This is a genomic window from Pseudomonas sp. NFACC04-2 (assembly GCF_900119265.1).
Taxonomy (GTDB): Bacteria; Pseudomonadota; Gammaproteobacteria; order Pseudomonadales; family Pseudomonadaceae; genus Aquipseudomonas; species Aquipseudomonas fluorescens_AA.
Genome location: NZ_FPJC01000007.1, coordinates 197,184 through 211,416, shown reverse-complemented (window position 1 = coordinate 211,416; position 14,233 = coordinate 197,184). Strand labels below are relative to the sequence as shown.

Below are 14,233 nucleotides of genomic sequence, written 5' to 3'. Positions count from 1 at the left end.
GTTTAATTGAGTTCCCATTCCCGAACAATACTTCTGCGTTTGTAGGATTTCTGCATGGGCCACTCATGTACCTCTCGGTGCAGCAGCGTAATTGAATAGCCAAATAAAAAGGAAATTCGATCTCTCAGCTCCTGTAATATTTCCGGCATGCTTTTATGCGGGGCGCCTGAATATTGGGTAATTAACTCCACGGTCTCTGAGTTTTTTTGTATCAGACGGAAATGCTTCAAGGTCTTGTCAGGTGTAATCAATATGTCATCTATAGCGGCCAACAGAGAAGCGCTTGGAACGACCTCCAGTCCCCGAGTGCGAAAGGTATCATCACGCCTGCCATTTATTTCTTCCAAGGAGGTGCATGCACTGCCGCATTCGCAAAGGCTATTAGAGGTATTTCTTTTGGCTACATCGCCATGATCGAATCGGATCAATGGCATAAGCTCATTATTGAGATCTGTACAGACGACATTACCGAAGCCCCGGCTGTCGGCATTCACAATTTCCAAATACACACCGTCCTCAATGACGTGATAATTGCCGTGAGTGCATTGGGTCGCGATCATTCCTATTTCTTCGGAGCTGTACTCGTCATACACTGGGAGACCTAGCGCTTTAGAGTAATAGTCACGCTCTTGCTGGGTACTGGACTCGGAGTTAGTCAAGATAGCCTCCACCCCACTGCTTCTCACATGTTCTTTGTGTTGAAGTATCAAAGGAAGGTAGCTTGGCAGTGTTACAAGTACCCTGGGACGCAGATAGGACAGGTGTTCGCCTAACGGTGTGTCAGGTAGCAGGTCTGGTAGTTGGAACGTTCTATATTTGCCATGAAGGGAAGAGAACGCCAAGCCTTCGTGGTGGAGCAGATATATCCAATCGCTCTCTTGTAACGGAGTTTTCAAGCACGAATTGTAGAAACGGAGCACTTGTAAGTGGTCGAGGATGATGTCGTTATCGTCGCTATATACGGTGAACGGATTTCCACTGGACCCTGATGTGCGGGAGGTGTTGGCATGCTCGAGGTGTTCGGCGTCGTTGACTATCTTGCTTGGTTCAAAGCTATTGAGGAGGGCCTTGTTTACGATGGGAAGTCGTTCGAAGTCTGAGAAGCTGGAGATACTTCCAGGTTCGTAGCCGCAGGCGGTATAAAGTTCACGATAGAAGGGGACGTTTGCGAAGGCATTATCAACCAGTTTTTTTATTTTCAGTAACTGGAATTTTCTTATGTCCTCCACTGATTGACGCAAAAAAGTGTTCATTTGTTCTGCGTTCTTGGACCAGAGCCCCAAGGCTCTACCTTGAAGTATTTGATTGTCGGTACCTCGCATGCGCACTTGGCATGCCATTTTTTTTATCGTTGGTGAAGTGCCGTGTTCTCGCTTCCAATCATAAGTTTCTTCTGTCGCGACGAAGTTGTCCATTTTCCTAGTCTGCCTGTGCTGAGTCGTAGTTTGGATTTTGGGGCTGTATGAATAAGGCTGCTGATGTCGAAGTTATTTTAGAACCGGGCGCGGAGGTGCATCGGCAATCAGTGAACATGCCAATGAATAAAGGTGATATAGCTTTACACTCATTCAAACCAATCCGGTGGGTTGGTCGGAGCCAATAATAATTTCGGCCATGTTCTCACTCCGTTTTGGGCGGAGGCGAATCTAAGGAAAACTATAAATATTCGCAAATCGAAAAGTATAAAATTTATTTTCGACGTGGTTTGTAACTTTTTTGATTTGTTACATGAGTGTCAAGTTTTGTCTGGCTTCCAGACAGATTTGTCGGTCTTAATTAGACACAAAGCGAAGGATTTTCTTTTGTTGGATAGTCGTCTACATTTTCTACCTGGGAAAAAACTGAGTCTTCAAGGAGTGAATTCGGTAAAAAGGGGTTTTCCTGGGTGTGGCCAATAATGATTTTTAACTGAGTTAATTAATTCAAGGATGAAGGGGTTTTATGGTTGACTTCAATGCGCTTTTGCCAGAGATGATAGTCTCTGATATTAAATATAGTCTAAAGTTTTACTGCAAAGTGATCGGTTTTAATATTGAGTACGAAAGGCCGGAAGACGGCTTTGCTTTCATTTCATATCATGGAAGTCAATTGATGTTGGAGCAGGGCCGTCCCGATGTATCACCCTGGCGAGTTGAGCCGCTCGAAAAACCCTATGGACGCGGGATTAACCTTTCAATCGAATGCCCTGATGTCAACGCTTTGGCGAGAACGCTCGTGCTATCCGGGCACGCGTTGCGAAAGCCCATAGAGGAATTTTTGTATAGGGAAAATAAACAACTTCAAGGAGAGAGCAATTTCCTTGTGCAGGATCCAGACGGCTATTTGCTTCGCTTTGCTCAGGATTTAGGCTGCAGACCTTTGCCACGAGACGAACTTTGAGTTCTGGGTTGCACACCGTTTGCGAATAGGGCTGAGACATCCGAATGGGCCATGAATGGTTCTATTCGGCAGCCCGGAGCGATGCTGCAGTGAGGGCACTGCTCCGTCTAGGCGGGGACGAGAGGTAAACGCGTTTTGGTGAATTTCGTCGGGCCGGTATTCGAGTTTTTCGAAGTGGCCGTTACCGCAGCGGCGGATATAGACCCACCAAAGTATGCAACACTCGCGAAAGGTTCCGCTAAACCTTGAGGCGCCCCATCAACGTCTGCAAATGCGCCCCAAGCCGAGCCAGTTCGGCGCCGGAGGCGGCGGTCTCTTCACTGGCGGCGGAGGTCTGTTCGGACACATCGCGGACGTTCAGCAGACTGCGATTGATTCCCCAATCACAGGGCTCTGCTGCTCAGCCGCGGCGGCGGTCCGCCGGTTTATTGCCTGGATCGCCGCGACCTGGCCGATTTCGTTTCACGAGTCCAGGATCAGGCCGCTTGTACGCTCTCTTGGAGCTTGCCCAGGCGTTCGCTGACGGCTACCGGTCCTTGTACCCCCTAGACCCTGAATCGTCCCACCAACGTCTGCAAGTGCACGCCCAGCCGGGCCAGTTCGGCGCTGGAGGCGGCGGTTTCTTCGCTGGACGATGCAGTTTGTTCTGACACGTCGCGTACGTTCAGCACACTGCGGTTGATTTCTTCGGCCACGGCGCTCTGCTGTTCGGCCGCGGCCGCGATCTGCTGGTTCATCGATTGGATTGCCGAAACCGTGCGAGTAATGTTTTCCAACGAGCCTCCCGCGCGGCGGGTCAGTTCGACGCTGCTGTCGGTCAGACTGCGGCTGTTGTCCATGATGGTCGCGACCTGTTCGGTGCCGCTTTGCAGGCCAACAATCAGTTCTGCAATTTCTTCGGTGGACTTCTGGGTGCGCTGGGCCAGGCTGCGGACTTCGTCGGCCACCACCGCGAAACCACGCCCGGCTTCACCGGCGCGGGCCGCTTCGATGGCCGCGTTGAGGGCCAGCAGGTTGGTTTGCTGGGCCACGGACTTGATCACATCCAGGACGCTGCCGATCTTGTCGCTTTCACGTTTCAAATCGCCCATGGCTGCGGTGGAGTTGCCCACTTCCTTGGCCAGCCGTTCGATCTGAGCGATGGCTTCGCCGACGACCTTGTCGCCCTCACGAGCCTGTTGGTCGGCTGCGACGGCGGCTTCGGAGGCTTCCTCGGCGTTGCGCGCGACTTCCTGCACCGTGGCGGTCATTTCGTGCATGGCGGTGGCGACCTGATCGGTTTCCACTTTCTGGCTGTTGACCCCGGCGCTGGTCTGCTCGGTCACGGCCGAGAGTTGTTCGGCGGCGCTGGAGATCTGGGTCACACCTTCGCTGATGCCACCGATCAATTGTCGCAGGCCCACGGTCATGCTTTGCATGGCGCGTTGCAGTTGGCCCAGTTCGTCGCGACGGTCGGAGGTGAGGTTGTGGGTCAGGTCGCCGGCGGCGACGCGTTCGGCAACCTTCAAGGTCTGGCCGAGCGGGCCCACGATCTGCCGGGTGATGAATAGCGCAGCGATCACGCCAAACAGCAGCGCCAGGGCGGCCGCTAGGATCAGGATCATCTTTGCTTGGGCGGCGTCGCGGTCACGCACGGCTGTTTGGGACACGGTCAATTTCTGGCTGGCATCCATCAGGATCTGACCCTGCTCGCTCATGCGTTGGAGGGCAGCGGCGTTGTCGATTTGCGAGTCGCGAAACTGGGCGACAGCCGCGCGATAGAGGTTGAACGAGTCGCTGGCCTGCTGCAGGTTGGCGGCGTGTTCCTGGGGCAATTGGTCTGGCAGGCGCGCAAGCAGTTTGAGCACGACATCGATGGCATCGAGGGCGGGTTGCTGGGCGTCGCTCTTGCCGCTGTAGGTGTAGCCGCGAACCTGGTAGCGAGCTTGCTGGATGGCCTTGCTCAGGGTGACCACGCTGTTGAACGGGGTGACGTCGCCGGCTTGCAGCGTCGACTGTTCAACTTCGGCGACGCGGGCCACGGCGTTGTCGGCGCTGGCGCCGAGTTTGCTGCGTGCGTCTTCGCGGCTGACGGTGGCGCGGGTCATCTGGGCGAAGGCGCCCTTGTATTCGGCGACGGCGGCCAGTTGCGCATCGATCAGCGCCACGTCGGCCGGTTGTTCGATCAATAGGCGAGCAGTCTTCAGGCCCTCTTCGAGCTTGCCCAGCAGGTCGTTGACCGGTTGCGGTCCTTTCTCGCCCCGCGTGGTGTTGTAGTCGATGCTGGCCAGGTTCAAGTCTTTGCTCAAGTCGTTGAGACTGGCAATGAACCCCAGCTTGTCGCCCCGGCTGATGACATTGCCCAGGCCGGACCAACCGGTGAATGCAATCATCAAGGTGAGGAACAGCACCAGGCCGAAGCCTGCGCCGAGTTTGCGATTAACGCCTACGTTTCCCAGACCCTGGGCAAGCCACCGGAACATGCTGATACTCCCTTGTAGCGCTGATTGGTTTTATCTGGCCTGTATCGGCGGTTCGGGCGGGATCTGTAGAAAAATAGACGTAAAGCGTTTCCGTGGCGAGGGAGCTTGCTCCCGCTCGGCTGCGAAGCCGTGGCGAAGTCTGACGGCGCTGGTGGCTGCTTCGCGCCCAAGCGGGAGCAAGCTCCCTCGCCACGGGGGTTATATTTTTAGACCTTGAAGCGTCCCACCAGCGTCTGTAGATGAACCCCCAGTCGCGCCAGCTCGGCACTGGAGGCGGCAGTTTCTTCACTGGAAGCGGCTGTTTGCTCGGACACATCGCGAACATTCAGTACGCTGCGGTTGATCTCTTCAGCCACGGCGCTCTGTTGCTCGGCCGCGGCGGCGATCTGTTGGTTCATCGACTGGATCGCCGAGACGGTACGGGTGATGTTTTCCAGGGAGCCACCAGCACGGCGGGTCAGCTCGACGCTGCTGTCGGTCAGGCTGCGGCTATTGTCCAGGCTAGTCGCGACCTGTTCGGTACCGGTCTGCAGGCCAAGGACCAGTTGCTCGATCTCTTCAGTGGACTTCTGGGTGCGCTGGGCCAGGCTGCGCACCTCGTCGGCCACCACCGCAAACCCACGCCCGGCTTCACCGGCCCGGGCCGCCTCGATGGCCGCGTTGAGGGCCAGCAGGTTGGTTTGCTGGGCTACGGACTTGATCACGTCCAGGACGCTGCCGATCTTGTCGCTCTCGCGTTTGAGGTGGCCCATGGCTTCGGTGGAGTTGCCCACCGCGCTGGAAAGACGCTCGATCTGGGCGATGGCTTCGCCGACCACCTTCTCGCCTTCGCGAGCCTGTTGGTCCGCGGCGGCCGTTGCTTCGCTCGCTTGCTCGGCATTGCGCGCCACTTCCTGCACCGTGGCGGTCATTTCGTGCATGGCGGTAGCGACCTGATCGGTTTCCACTTTCTGGCTGTTGACCCCGGCGCTGGTCTGCTCGGTGACGGCGGAGAGTTGTTCGGCGGCGCTGGCGATTTGCGTGACGCTGTCGCTGATGCCGCCGATCAATTGCCGCAGGCCCACGGTCATGCTCTGCATGGTCCGTTGCAGCTGGCCCAGTTCGTCGCGTCGCTCGGAGCTGAGGTTGTGGGTCAGGTCGCCTGCCGCCACGCGTTCGGCGACCTTGAGGGTCTGCTCCAGCGGGGTGACGATCTGCCGGGTGATCGCCAGGGCCGCGATCACGCCGAATAGGAAGGCCAGCGCGGCGGCCGATGCCAGCAAAATCTTGGCTTCGCTGGCTTCATGGTCGCGCACGATGGTCTGGGATTGGGTGAGATTTCCGCTGGCCTCGCGTAGCACCACCCCTAAGTCGGACATGCGCTTGATCGCGGCAGCGCTTGCGGTCTGGGCATCATGGAACTGGCCGACTACTGCACGATAAGTCTTGAACGATTCGTTGGCCTGCCGCAGGTTGGCGGCGTGTTCGTCTGGTAGTTGGGCCGGCAAGCTGGCGAGGGTTTTCAACGCGCTATCGATGGCATCCAGGGCAGGCTGTTCGGCGTCGGCCTGGCCGCTGTAGGTGTAGCCGCGAACCTGATAGCGGGCTTGCTGGATGGCCTTGCTCAGGCTGACCACACTGTCGAATTGAGCAACGTCGGCGCTTTGCCGCATGGCGTTTTCAACGCTGGCGACACGGGCTACGGCGTTATCGGCATTGGTGCCTAGTTTGCTGCGTGCATCCTCGCGACTGGCCATGGCGCGGGTCAAATCGGCGAACGCAACCTTGTAGTCGGCGATAGCCCCCAGTTGTTTGTCGAGGAGCACCATGTCGGCTGGCTGCTCGATCGACTGACGGGCGGTTTGTAGCCCAGGCTCCAATTTTCCGAGCAGATCGTTGATTTCCCCTGGGCCCTTTTCACCGCGGGTCGAAAAATAGTCCATGCGCGCGGTACGCAGGTCCTTGGTCTGGTCGTTCAAGCTGGCAATGAGCCCGAGCATGTCTCCGTGGGCAATCACGCGGCCCAGGCCGATCCATCCGGTGAAAGCGATCATCAAGGTCAAGAACAGCACCAGGCCGAAACCGAAGCCAAGTTTGCGATTAACGCCTACGTTACCTAACCATTGGAACATGCTGATACTCCCTTGAAGGGCGGAACTGCTTTGTGTAAAGCACTATCGGCCCATAAAGGAATAACAGGAGAAATGAGTTAGATGCGTTTGGAATACCGTGGTAAACCAAAGGGCTCAGAACAGGCGTGCGAGCAGGGCCGTAACGGCAGTCTCGACCCGCAGGATCCGTTCGCCCAGCTGTACCGGTTGCAGGCCGGCCTTGCCCAGCAGGTCGATCTCGTAGGGAATCCAACCGCCTTCGGGGCCGATGGCCAAGGTCACTGGTTCCGTTAGCGCTCGCGGGCAGGGCGGATGGTTGCCAGGGTGGCCGACCAGGCCGAGGGTGCCGTTCGTGATGGCCGGCAGACGGTCCTCGACGAAGGGTTTGAAGCGTTTTTCGATGATGATTTCCGGCAGCACGCTGTCCCGGGCTTGCTCCAGGCCCAGGATCAATTGCTCGCGAATCGCCTCGGGCTCCAAGAATGGCGTCTGCCAGAAGCTTTTCTCCACACGATAACTGTTGACCAGCACTACCCGCGGCACGCCCATGGTGGCGACCGTCTGGAACACTCGGCGGAGCATTTTCGGGCGGGGCAGGGCCAGTACCAGCGTGAGCGGCAGTTTGGCCGGTGGCGGCTGGTCGAGGGTCACCTGCAGTTCGGCCTCGCGAGCCTCCAGGCGCAGTACCTGGGCCGAGCCCATCAACCCGCCGATGCGCCCGACCCGCAGGCTGTCACCGACGGCACTGCGATGGACTTCCTGCATGTGGGTCAACCGCCGATCGCTCAGGATGACGCGGTCAGGCCCGATGAAATCGGCGTCTTCGAGCAGCAGCAGGTTCACGCCTGGGTCGCTGGCGGCTGGTCGTTGTGGTCGTCGACCGGCTGGTCCTCGGGTACTTCTTCCCGGCGCTTGCGCACCAAGCCGCCGAACAGGATGCCAATCTCGAACAGCAGCCACATCGGCACCGCCAGCAGGGTCTGGGAGAAAATGTCCGGCGGAGTCAGGATCATGCCGACCACGAAGCAACCGATGATCACGTAGGGGCGGATCCTCTTCAGGTAGGCCACGTCGACCACGCCGATCCACACCAGCAGCACCACGGCCACGGGGATTTCGAACGCCACGCCGAAGGCGAAGAACAGCGTCATGACGAAATCCAGGTAGCTGCTGATATCGGTCATCATCTCCACGCCCGCCGGGGTAGCGGCGGCGAAGAACTTGAAGATCAGCGGGAACACCAGGTAATAGGCGAAGGCCATGCCGGTGTAGAACAGCAGGATGCTGGACACCAACAGCGGCACGGCGATGCGCTTTTCATGCTTGTACAGGCCCGGTGCGATGAAGCCCCAGATCTGGTGCAGGATCACCGGGATCGCCAGGAACAGCGAGACCATCATGGTCAGTTTCAATGGGGTCAGGAACGGCGACGACACGTCGGTGGCGATCATTGTCGCGCCTACCGGCAGGTACTGGCGCAGTGGCGTGGAGACGAAGGTGTAGATCTGCTGGGTGAAGGAAAACAGCCCGGCGAAGATGATGAACACCGCCGCGACGCAACGCAGCAGGCGGGTGCGCAACTCGGTGAGGTGCGATACCAGCGGCATCGGCTGGTCGTTTTCAGGAATATCGCTCATGGGGCTCGCGGCGGCAAAGTAGGATCGTTAGGCGCAGTGACAGCTGGCGGCGCTGTATCCGCGACCGTCGGTGACACTGGCGCTGGTTCAGCCACCGACGCGCCACCTTCTGGCGCTTGGGAAAGCACCGTCGGTTCGGCCACAGGCTGAACTGGCGTCGGTTCCTGCTGGGTGGGCGTGAAGATTTTTCGCGCCTCCTGCTCCAGGGACAGAATGTGTTCGTTGTGCAGTTGCCGACGGATGTCGTCGGCACCGATTTCACGTTCAACTTCCTGTTTGATCGCATTGAAGCTGCGCTTCAGGCGCCCGATCCAGAGACCGGCGGTGCGCGCAGCACCCGGCAGGCGCTCGGGGCCCAGTACCAGCAGGGCGACGAGGCCGACGAGCAGCAGTTCAGTGAAGCTGATCCCAAACATTAGTCAGTGCTCACGAGTCTTTGCGGATGGGCTCTTCGACTTTTTGGGCCTGCACGTCGATGGTATTCGGCGCATTCACAGGCTGGGTGGCCTGTGGGTGTACCGGTTGGGTCGGTTGTGCGGGCTGAGCCTGGTTTGTCGTCGGATCGGCCGGTTTCTCGTCATCGTTCATGGCCTTGCGAAAACCCTTGATCGACTCGCCGACATCGGTGCCGAGGTTCTTCAGTTTCTTGGTACCGAACACCAGCACCACGACGACCAGGATGACGACCCAGTGTTTCCAGTCAAAGATACCCATGTGGCTACTCCTCTCAAAATATGGATCAGGCGGACGGGCGCGAGGCTTTCTCGACGTGCCCGGACAGACCGAAGCGACGGTCCAGTTCATCCAGTACGGCCTGCGGATGCTGCCCCAGTTGGGCCAGCATGACCAGGCTGTGGAACCACAGGTCGGCGGTCTCGTAGATCACGTCGCTGCAGTCGCCGCTGATGGCGGCGTCCTTGGCAGCGATGATGGTCTCGACGGATTCTTCGCCGACTTTTTCCAGAATCTTGTTCAAGCCCTTGTGGTACAGGCTGGCGACATAGGAGCTGTCGGCCGCGGCGCCCTTGCGCTCTTCCAGCACCTGGGCCAGGCGGGTCAGGGTGTCACTCATGGGTATGTCCTGAATAAATGGCATGCGGGTCCTTGAGCACCGGGTCGACGGTTTTCCAGTCGCCGTTCTCGAAGACGCGATAGAAGCAGCTTTGACGGCCGGTGTGGCAGGCAATCTCGCCGACCTGCTCGACCATCAGGATGATGACGTCGCCGTCGCAGTCCAGGCGCATCTCATGCAGGTGCTGCACATGCCCGGACTCTTCACCCTTGCGCCACAGCTTGCCACGGGAACGTGACCAATAGATGGCGCGGTTCTCGGCGGCGGTCAGGGCCAGTGCTTCACGGTTCATCCAGGCCATCATCAATACGCGCCCGGTCTTGTGGTCCTGGGCGATGGCCGGCACCAGGCCGTCAGCGTCCCACTTGATCTCGTCCTGCCAGTTTTTCATCGTTGACTCCGACCAAGGGCCGCGCACCTGACGTCGGCGGGCCCAGCGTTGAAACAGTGTGCCAGCGCGAACCGGTGCTGGCTATCGGCGAACGACCAGATACAGACCGACCGCCATCATGATACCGGCCGGCCAGTGACCCATTTCGCTCAACGGCCCGCCGGTCGCCAGCACCGCGCCGCCGCCCAGGTGAGCCGCGCCAAGCAGGCGCAACAGCCAGTCGTCCTTGCGTCGGTGCCAGGGTGGCGCCGGGTCGTGGGCATGGGGTTGGGACATGCGTTCGAGCAGGTCGCGGGTCATGTTGGCCAAGTGCGGGATCTGCTCGAACTGGCTCTGCACGTTGCCCAGCAGGGTCCGCGGGCTGACGCGTTCGCGCATCCAGCGCTCGAGGAACGGCTGGGCGGTGTTCCACAGGTCCAGGTCCGGGTATAGCTGGCGACCGAGGCCTTCGATGTTCAACAGGGTTTTCTGCAACAGCACCAACTGGGGTTGAACCTCCATGTTGAAGCGTCGCGCGGTCTGGAACAGGCGCATCAATACCTGGCCGAAGGAAATATCTTTTAACGGTTTTTCGAAGATCGGTTCGCACACAGTACGGATCGCCGCTTCGAATTCGTTGAGCTTGGTCTCGGCCGGCACCCAGCCCGAATCGATGTGCAGTTGGGCGACACGGCGGTAATCACGCTTGAAAAAGGCGAACAGGTTGCGGGCCAGGTAGTCCTGGTCCTCGGGGGTCAGGCTGCCGACGATGCCGCAGTCGATGGCGATGTATTGCGGGCTCCACGGCTGCACGGTGCTGACGAAGATGTTGCCCGGGTGCATGTCGGCGTGGAAGAAACTGTCGCGGAACACCTGGGTGAAGAAGATTTCCACGCCGCGCTCGGCCAGCAGTTTCATGTCGGTGCGCTGGTCGGCCAGGGTCGCCAGGTCGGTCACCTGGATGCCGTAGATGCGCTCCATCACCAGTACTTTCGGGCGGCACCAGTCCCAATAGACCTGCGGCACATAGAGCAGCGGCGAGCCTTCGAAATTGCGGCGCAACTGGCTGGCGTTGGCGGCCTCGCGCAGCAGGTCGAGTTCGTCGTAGATGGTTTTTTCGTAGTCCTGGACCACGTCCACCGGGTGCAGCAGGCGGGCATCGGCCGACAACCGTTCGGCGGCGCGGGCGAGGATGAACAGCCACGCCAGGTCCTGGGCGATGATGGGCTTGAGGCCCGGCCGGATGACCTTGACCACCACCTCTTCGCCGCTCTTGAGCTGGGCGGCATGCACCTGGGCCACGGAGGCCGAGGCCAGGGGCTCGACGTCGAAACGACTGAAAACTTCGCTGATCTTCTTGCCCAGTTGTTCCTCGATCAGCGCCACCGACAGCTTGGAATCGAACGGCGGCACGCGGTCTTGCAACAGCATCAGTTCATCGGCGATGTCTTCGGGCAGCAGGTCGCGACGGGTCGAGAGGATCTGCCCGAACTTGATGAAGATCGGTCCCAGGTCCTGCAAGGCCAGGCGCAGGCGCGCGCCACGCGTCAGGTCCAGGGTTCGTCGGGGGAACCAGCGCCACGGCAGCACGAAGCGCAGCGCCAGGAGAAACCAGGGCAGCGGCAGGGCGAACAGCAGGTCATCGAGGCGGTAGCGAATCACGACGCGCTGGATGCGCAACAAACGGCGGACGGCAAGCAGCTTCATGCGTTATCGCTTGGTTTCAAGGGATCGGGAAAGGCGCTCGAAACGCGCCTCGAGACGTTCCAGGTCAAGCTTGACCTGGTCCAGTTCATCAAAACGGGCCTGGGCCTCGCGTTGGCCTACGAGGGTACGCGATTCTTCGGCCAGGTATTCACTCAGATTCTGTCCCAGGCTGGCGAAGCCCTGGCGATACCAGCGACGGCGGCTGTGCAAATGGCCACTGAGCAACTGGGTCGCCACCGGGCCGATCCAGCGGGACACTTCGTATTCCCAGTCCAGTTCCAGGTCCTGGAGAATCGCCGCCAGCTCCAACAGCACACCACTGTCGCCGTCGAGCTCGACTTCAGGGCTGTGCAGCACCGCGGTCTTGTCCTTGCCCAGGGCCAGGTTCAACAGGCTCGAGGCTGGGGCGCGCAGCGTGCAATCCGCTTCGGCTTCCCAGTGGGCGGCAAGCATCAGGCCTTCGTCGCTGGGCAGGATGAACAACTGCAACGCCGGGCTGCGGCAGTCGACGGCGATGACCTTGCCGCTCAGGTGCGCCAGGCGGGAGAGCGCGGTGCTGTCCAGGCGCAGCACCCGGTTGATGCCGAGTTCGACGCTGGTGAGCAGGCCGGTGAGCAGCATCAGGGTTTGATACCGCGGTGCAGGGCGACGATGCCGGCGGTCATGTTGTGGTAGGTCACGCGGTCGAAACCAGCCTCGACCATCATCGACTTCAGGGTTTCCTGGTTCGGGTGCATGCGGATCGATTCGGCCAGGTAGCGATAGCTTTCCGAGTCATTGGTGATCAGCTTGCCCATCAGCGGCATGAAGGCGAACGAGTAGGCGTCATAGGCCTTGGACATCAGCGCGTTGGTCGGCTTGGAGAACTCCAGCACCAGCAGGCGGCCGCCGGGCTTGAGCACGCGCAGCATCGAGCGCAGGGCGTCTTCCTTGTGGGTGACGTTGCGCAGGCCGAAGGCGATGGTCACGCAGTCGAAATGGTTGTCGGGGAACGGCAGCTTTTCGGCGTCGGCCTGGACGAACTCGACATTGCCGGCCACCCCTAGGTCCAGCAGGCGGTCGCGGCCGACCTTGAGCATGGATTCGTTGATGTCGGCCAGCACCACCTGGCCGGTCGGCCCGACGATGTGGGAAAACTTCTTCGTCAGGTCACCCGTGCCGCCCGCGATGTCCAGCACACGATTGCCGCTGCGCACGCCCGACAGCTCGATTGCGAAACGTTTCCACAGCCGGTGCATGCCGCCCGAAAGCAGGTCGTTCATCAAGTCGTACTTGGCGGCTACGGAGTGGAAAACCTCAGCGACTTTTTCCGCTTTCTGGCTTTCCGGCACGTTCTTGAAGCCGAAGTGAGTGGTGGGTTCGGCATCGCTGCCTTTGCGCTGATCAGTCATATCGCGGTCACCAAAAAAGAATGCGGGACATTCTAATCCCGGTGGAGGGCTTTGTCTTGGCAAGGCTGAAGGTAAGATGGGCTACCGCCTGGACGTTTTGACGCAGCCAGTGTCCGAAACGTTCAGGTATGTCCCGATAAAACAGGAGTTATCCGATGGCCCGTATAACGGTTGAGCGTGCCCATGACCTGGGCAAGGAAGCGGCGCGAGAGAAAGCCGACAAGCTGGCGCAGAAACTGTCCGACAGCTATGGCCTGGAGCCGCAGTGGGTGGGCGATACCCTGAAACTCAAGCGTTCCGGGGTCAAGGGCGAAGTGCATGTGGGCGAGGATTCGATCCGCGTCGACGTGGAACTGGGCATGTTGATGTCGGCCATGAGCGGCACGATCAAGACGGAAATCGAAAAGGCGTTGGATAAGGCGTTGGCTTGATCGACCGAAAGGGTGGGGTGGAACACATCCAAGTTCACCACCTACTCCTGTGGGAGCGGGCTTGCTCGCGAAAGCGGTGGATCAGTCGACATCAATAGTGAATGGTCCGCCGCATTCGCGAGCAAGCCCGCTCCCACATGAAGTCATCGCCTTCAGTGTTTGTGTCAGTTGTTAGGGTGCCGTTTCTAATTATTGTCACTACTTTGTGCCTGAGCCCGTCCATGTGCGGGCAGTTCCTCAAACCTTTTTTCGAGTGAGGTGCACCATGGCCAAAGTTATTCTGAAGAAAAAAACCGACGTTGAATCTTCCACGCTCAGCGACGTGAAAACGTACGCGCGCAAGATCTGGCTGGCTGGCCTGGGCGCCTACACGAAGGTCGGCCAGGAAGGCAGCGGGTACTTCCAGGAGTTGGTTAAGGCTGGCGAAGTTATTGAAACCAAAGGCAAAAAGAAAATTGCCAGGAAACTTGAAGCGGCCAACAGCGAATTGATTGAAGCCAAGAGTGACGTCAATACTTTCAAGGCCCGGGTTGAAGTACAACTCGATAAAGTCGAGAAGGTATTCGATGCTCGTGTTGCAAGTGCCTTGAATCGTATCGGCATTCCGTCTAAACATGACGTTGAGACACTCTCTGCTAAGCTCGATGAGCTGACAGCATTGCTCGAACGTGTCGCGCGTAAACATTAAGGAGAA

14 protein-coding genes and 1 pseudogene are annotated in these 14,233 nt (G+C 58.9%); 3 read left to right on the top strand and 12 right to left on the bottom strand.

The features are described 5' to 3' along the window. Positions 1-2: 2 nt before the first annotated feature. The gene (locus BT125_RS12670) at positions 3-1,415 is read right to left on the bottom strand and encodes a phenylacetate--CoA ligase family protein (protein ID WP_139271727.1); all 1,413 of its coding nucleotides are present in this window, start codon (positions 1,413-1,415) and stop codon (positions 3-5) included. A 526-nt stretch (positions 1,416-1,941) separates the two neighbouring features. Between BT125_RS12670 and BT125_RS12665 the strand changes: the two genes are divergently transcribed. Further along, the gene (locus BT125_RS12665; protein WP_072407386.1) at positions 1,942-2,379 is read left to right on the top strand and encodes a VOC family protein; all 438 of its coding nucleotides are present in this window, start codon (positions 1,942-1,944) and stop codon (positions 2,377-2,379) included. Between the two features lie 545 nt (positions 2,380-2,924). Here the strand turns inward: BT125_RS12665 and BT125_RS12660 are convergent. The 11 genes and pseudogenes from BT125_RS12660 to ubiE form a co-directional block, all read right to left on the bottom strand. Further along, complete coding sequence (locus BT125_RS12660; protein WP_072407384.1) at positions 2,925-4,841, bottom strand: methyl-accepting chemotaxis protein; 1,917 nt, start codon at positions 4,839-4,841, stop codon at positions 2,925-2,927. A 206-nt stretch (positions 4,842-5,047) separates the two neighbouring features. Continuing rightward, complete coding sequence (locus BT125_RS12655) at positions 5,048-6,952, bottom strand: methyl-accepting chemotaxis protein (protein ID WP_072407382.1); 1,905 nt, start codon at positions 6,950-6,952, stop codon at positions 5,048-5,050. Between the two features lie 114 nt (positions 6,953-7,066). Beyond that, positions 7,067-7,774 (bottom strand): 16S rRNA (uracil(1498)-N(3))-methyltransferase, encoded by a 708-nt coding sequence (locus tag BT125_RS12650; protein WP_072407380.1) that lies wholly within the window; start codon positions 7,772-7,774, stop codon positions 7,067-7,069. Continuing rightward, complete coding sequence (gene tatC / locus BT125_RS12645; RefSeq protein WP_072407378.1) at positions 7,771-8,568, bottom strand: twin-arginine translocase subunit TatC; 798 nt, start codon at positions 8,566-8,568, stop codon at positions 7,771-7,773. Before tatC ends, BT125_RS12650 begins: the two co-directional genes overlap by 4 nt. Continuing rightward, positions 8,565-8,984, bottom strand: a complete 420-nt coding sequence (gene tatB / locus BT125_RS12640; RefSeq protein WP_072407376.1) for a Sec-independent protein translocase protein TatB — start codon at positions 8,982-8,984, stop codon at positions 8,565-8,567. Before tatB ends, tatC begins: the two co-directional genes overlap by 4 nt. A 10-nt stretch (positions 8,985-8,994) precedes the next feature. Then, on the bottom strand, positions 8,995-9,282 hold the full coding sequence (locus BT125_RS12635; RefSeq protein WP_060739575.1) for a twin-arginine translocase TatA/TatE family subunit: 288 nt from the start codon (positions 9,280-9,282) through the stop codon (positions 8,995-8,997). A 25-nt stretch (positions 9,283-9,307) separates the two neighbouring features. Beyond that, on the bottom strand, positions 9,308-9,640 hold the full coding sequence (locus BT125_RS12630) for a phosphoribosyl-ATP diphosphatase (protein WP_003186671.1): 333 nt from the start codon (positions 9,638-9,640) through the stop codon (positions 9,308-9,310). Further along, positions 9,633-10,031, bottom strand: coding sequence for a phosphoribosyl-AMP cyclohydrolase (hisI, locus tag BT125_RS12625; protein ID WP_003196931.1), 399 nt, complete (start codon positions 10,029-10,031; stop codon positions 9,633-9,635). Before hisI ends, BT125_RS12630 begins: the two co-directional genes overlap by 8 nt. 81 nt (positions 10,032-10,112) lie before the next feature. Further along, positions 10,113-11,717: a ubiquinone biosynthesis regulatory protein kinase UbiB gene (gene ubiB / locus BT125_RS12620; RefSeq protein WP_072407374.1), complete on the bottom strand. Its 1,605-nt coding sequence runs from the start codon at positions 11,715-11,717 to the stop codon at positions 10,113-10,115. Then, a pseudogene (locus tag BT125_RS12615) lies at positions 11,714-12,338 on the bottom strand (SCP2 domain-containing protein). Before BT125_RS12615 ends, ubiB begins: the two are co-directional and overlap by 4 nt. Continuing rightward, complete coding sequence (ubiE, locus tag BT125_RS12610) at positions 12,338-13,108, bottom strand: bifunctional demethylmenaquinone methyltransferase/2-methoxy-6-polyprenyl-1,4-benzoquinol methylase UbiE (protein WP_003196937.1); 771 nt, start codon at positions 13,106-13,108, stop codon at positions 12,338-12,340. The pseudogene BT125_RS12615 and the gene ubiE overlap by 1 nt, the downstream one beginning before the upstream one ends. A 155-nt stretch (positions 13,109-13,263) precedes the next feature. Here ubiE and BT125_RS12605 point away from each other — a divergent pair, with 155 nt between their 5' ends. Next, positions 13,264-13,539 (top strand): polyhydroxyalkanoic acid system family protein, encoded by a 276-nt coding sequence (locus BT125_RS12605; protein WP_072407372.1) that lies wholly within the window; start codon positions 13,264-13,266, stop codon positions 13,537-13,539. Between the two features lie 265 nt (positions 13,540-13,804). Next, positions 13,805-14,227 (top strand): phasin family protein, encoded by a 423-nt coding sequence (locus BT125_RS12600; RefSeq protein ID WP_072407370.1) that lies wholly within the window; start codon positions 13,805-13,807, stop codon positions 14,225-14,227. Positions 14,228-14,233: the final 6 nt, after the last annotated feature.

What these genes read in the sequence shown, in the direction of transcription:
- BT125_RS12605 (WP_072407372.1), top strand. Translation starts at nt 13,264, where the DNA reads ATGGCCCGTATAACGGTTGAGCGTGCCCATGACCTGGGCAAGGAAGCG.
- tatC (WP_072407378.1), bottom strand. Translation starts at nt 8,568, where the DNA reads ATGAGCGATATTCCTGAAAACGACCAGCCGATGCCGCTGGTATCGCAC.
- BT125_RS12670 (WP_139271727.1), bottom strand. Translation starts at nt 1,415, where the DNA reads ATGGACAACTTCGTCGCGACAGAAGAAACTTATGATTGGAAGCGAGAA.
- BT125_RS12600 (WP_072407370.1), top strand. Translation starts at nt 13,805, where the DNA reads ATGGCCAAAGTTATTCTGAAGAAAAAAACCGACGTTGAATCTTCCACG.
- ubiB (WP_072407374.1), bottom strand. Translation starts at nt 11,717, where the DNA reads ATGAAGCTGCTTGCCGTCCGCCGTTTGTTGCGCATCCAGCGCGTCGTG.
- BT125_RS12660 (WP_072407384.1), bottom strand. Translation starts at nt 4,841, where the DNA reads ATGTTCCGGTGGCTTGCCCAGGGTCTGGGAAACGTAGGCGTTAATCGC.
- BT125_RS12635 (WP_060739575.1), bottom strand. Translation starts at nt 9,282, where the DNA reads ATGGGTATCTTTGACTGGAAACACTGGGTCGTCATCCTGGTCGTCGTG.
- BT125_RS12630 (WP_003186671.1), bottom strand. Translation starts at nt 9,640, where the DNA reads ATGAGTGACACCCTGACCCGCCTGGCCCAGGTGCTGGAAGAGCGCAAG.
- hisI (WP_003196931.1), bottom strand. Translation starts at nt 10,031, where the DNA reads ATGAAAAACTGGCAGGACGAGATCAAGTGGGACGCTGACGGCCTGGTG.
- ubiE (WP_003196937.1), bottom strand. Translation starts at nt 13,108, where the DNA reads ATGACTGATCAGCGCAAAGGCAGCGATGCCGAACCCACCACTCACTTC.
- BT125_RS12655 (WP_072407382.1), bottom strand. Translation starts at nt 6,952, where the DNA reads ATGTTCCAATGGTTAGGTAACGTAGGCGTTAATCGCAAACTTGGCTTC.
- BT125_RS12665 (WP_072407386.1), top strand. Translation starts at nt 1,942, where the DNA reads ATGGTTGACTTCAATGCGCTTTTGCCAGAGATGATAGTCTCTGATATT.
- tatB (WP_072407376.1), bottom strand. Translation starts at nt 8,984, where the DNA reads ATGTTTGGGATCAGCTTCACTGAACTGCTGCTCGTCGGCCTCGTCGCC.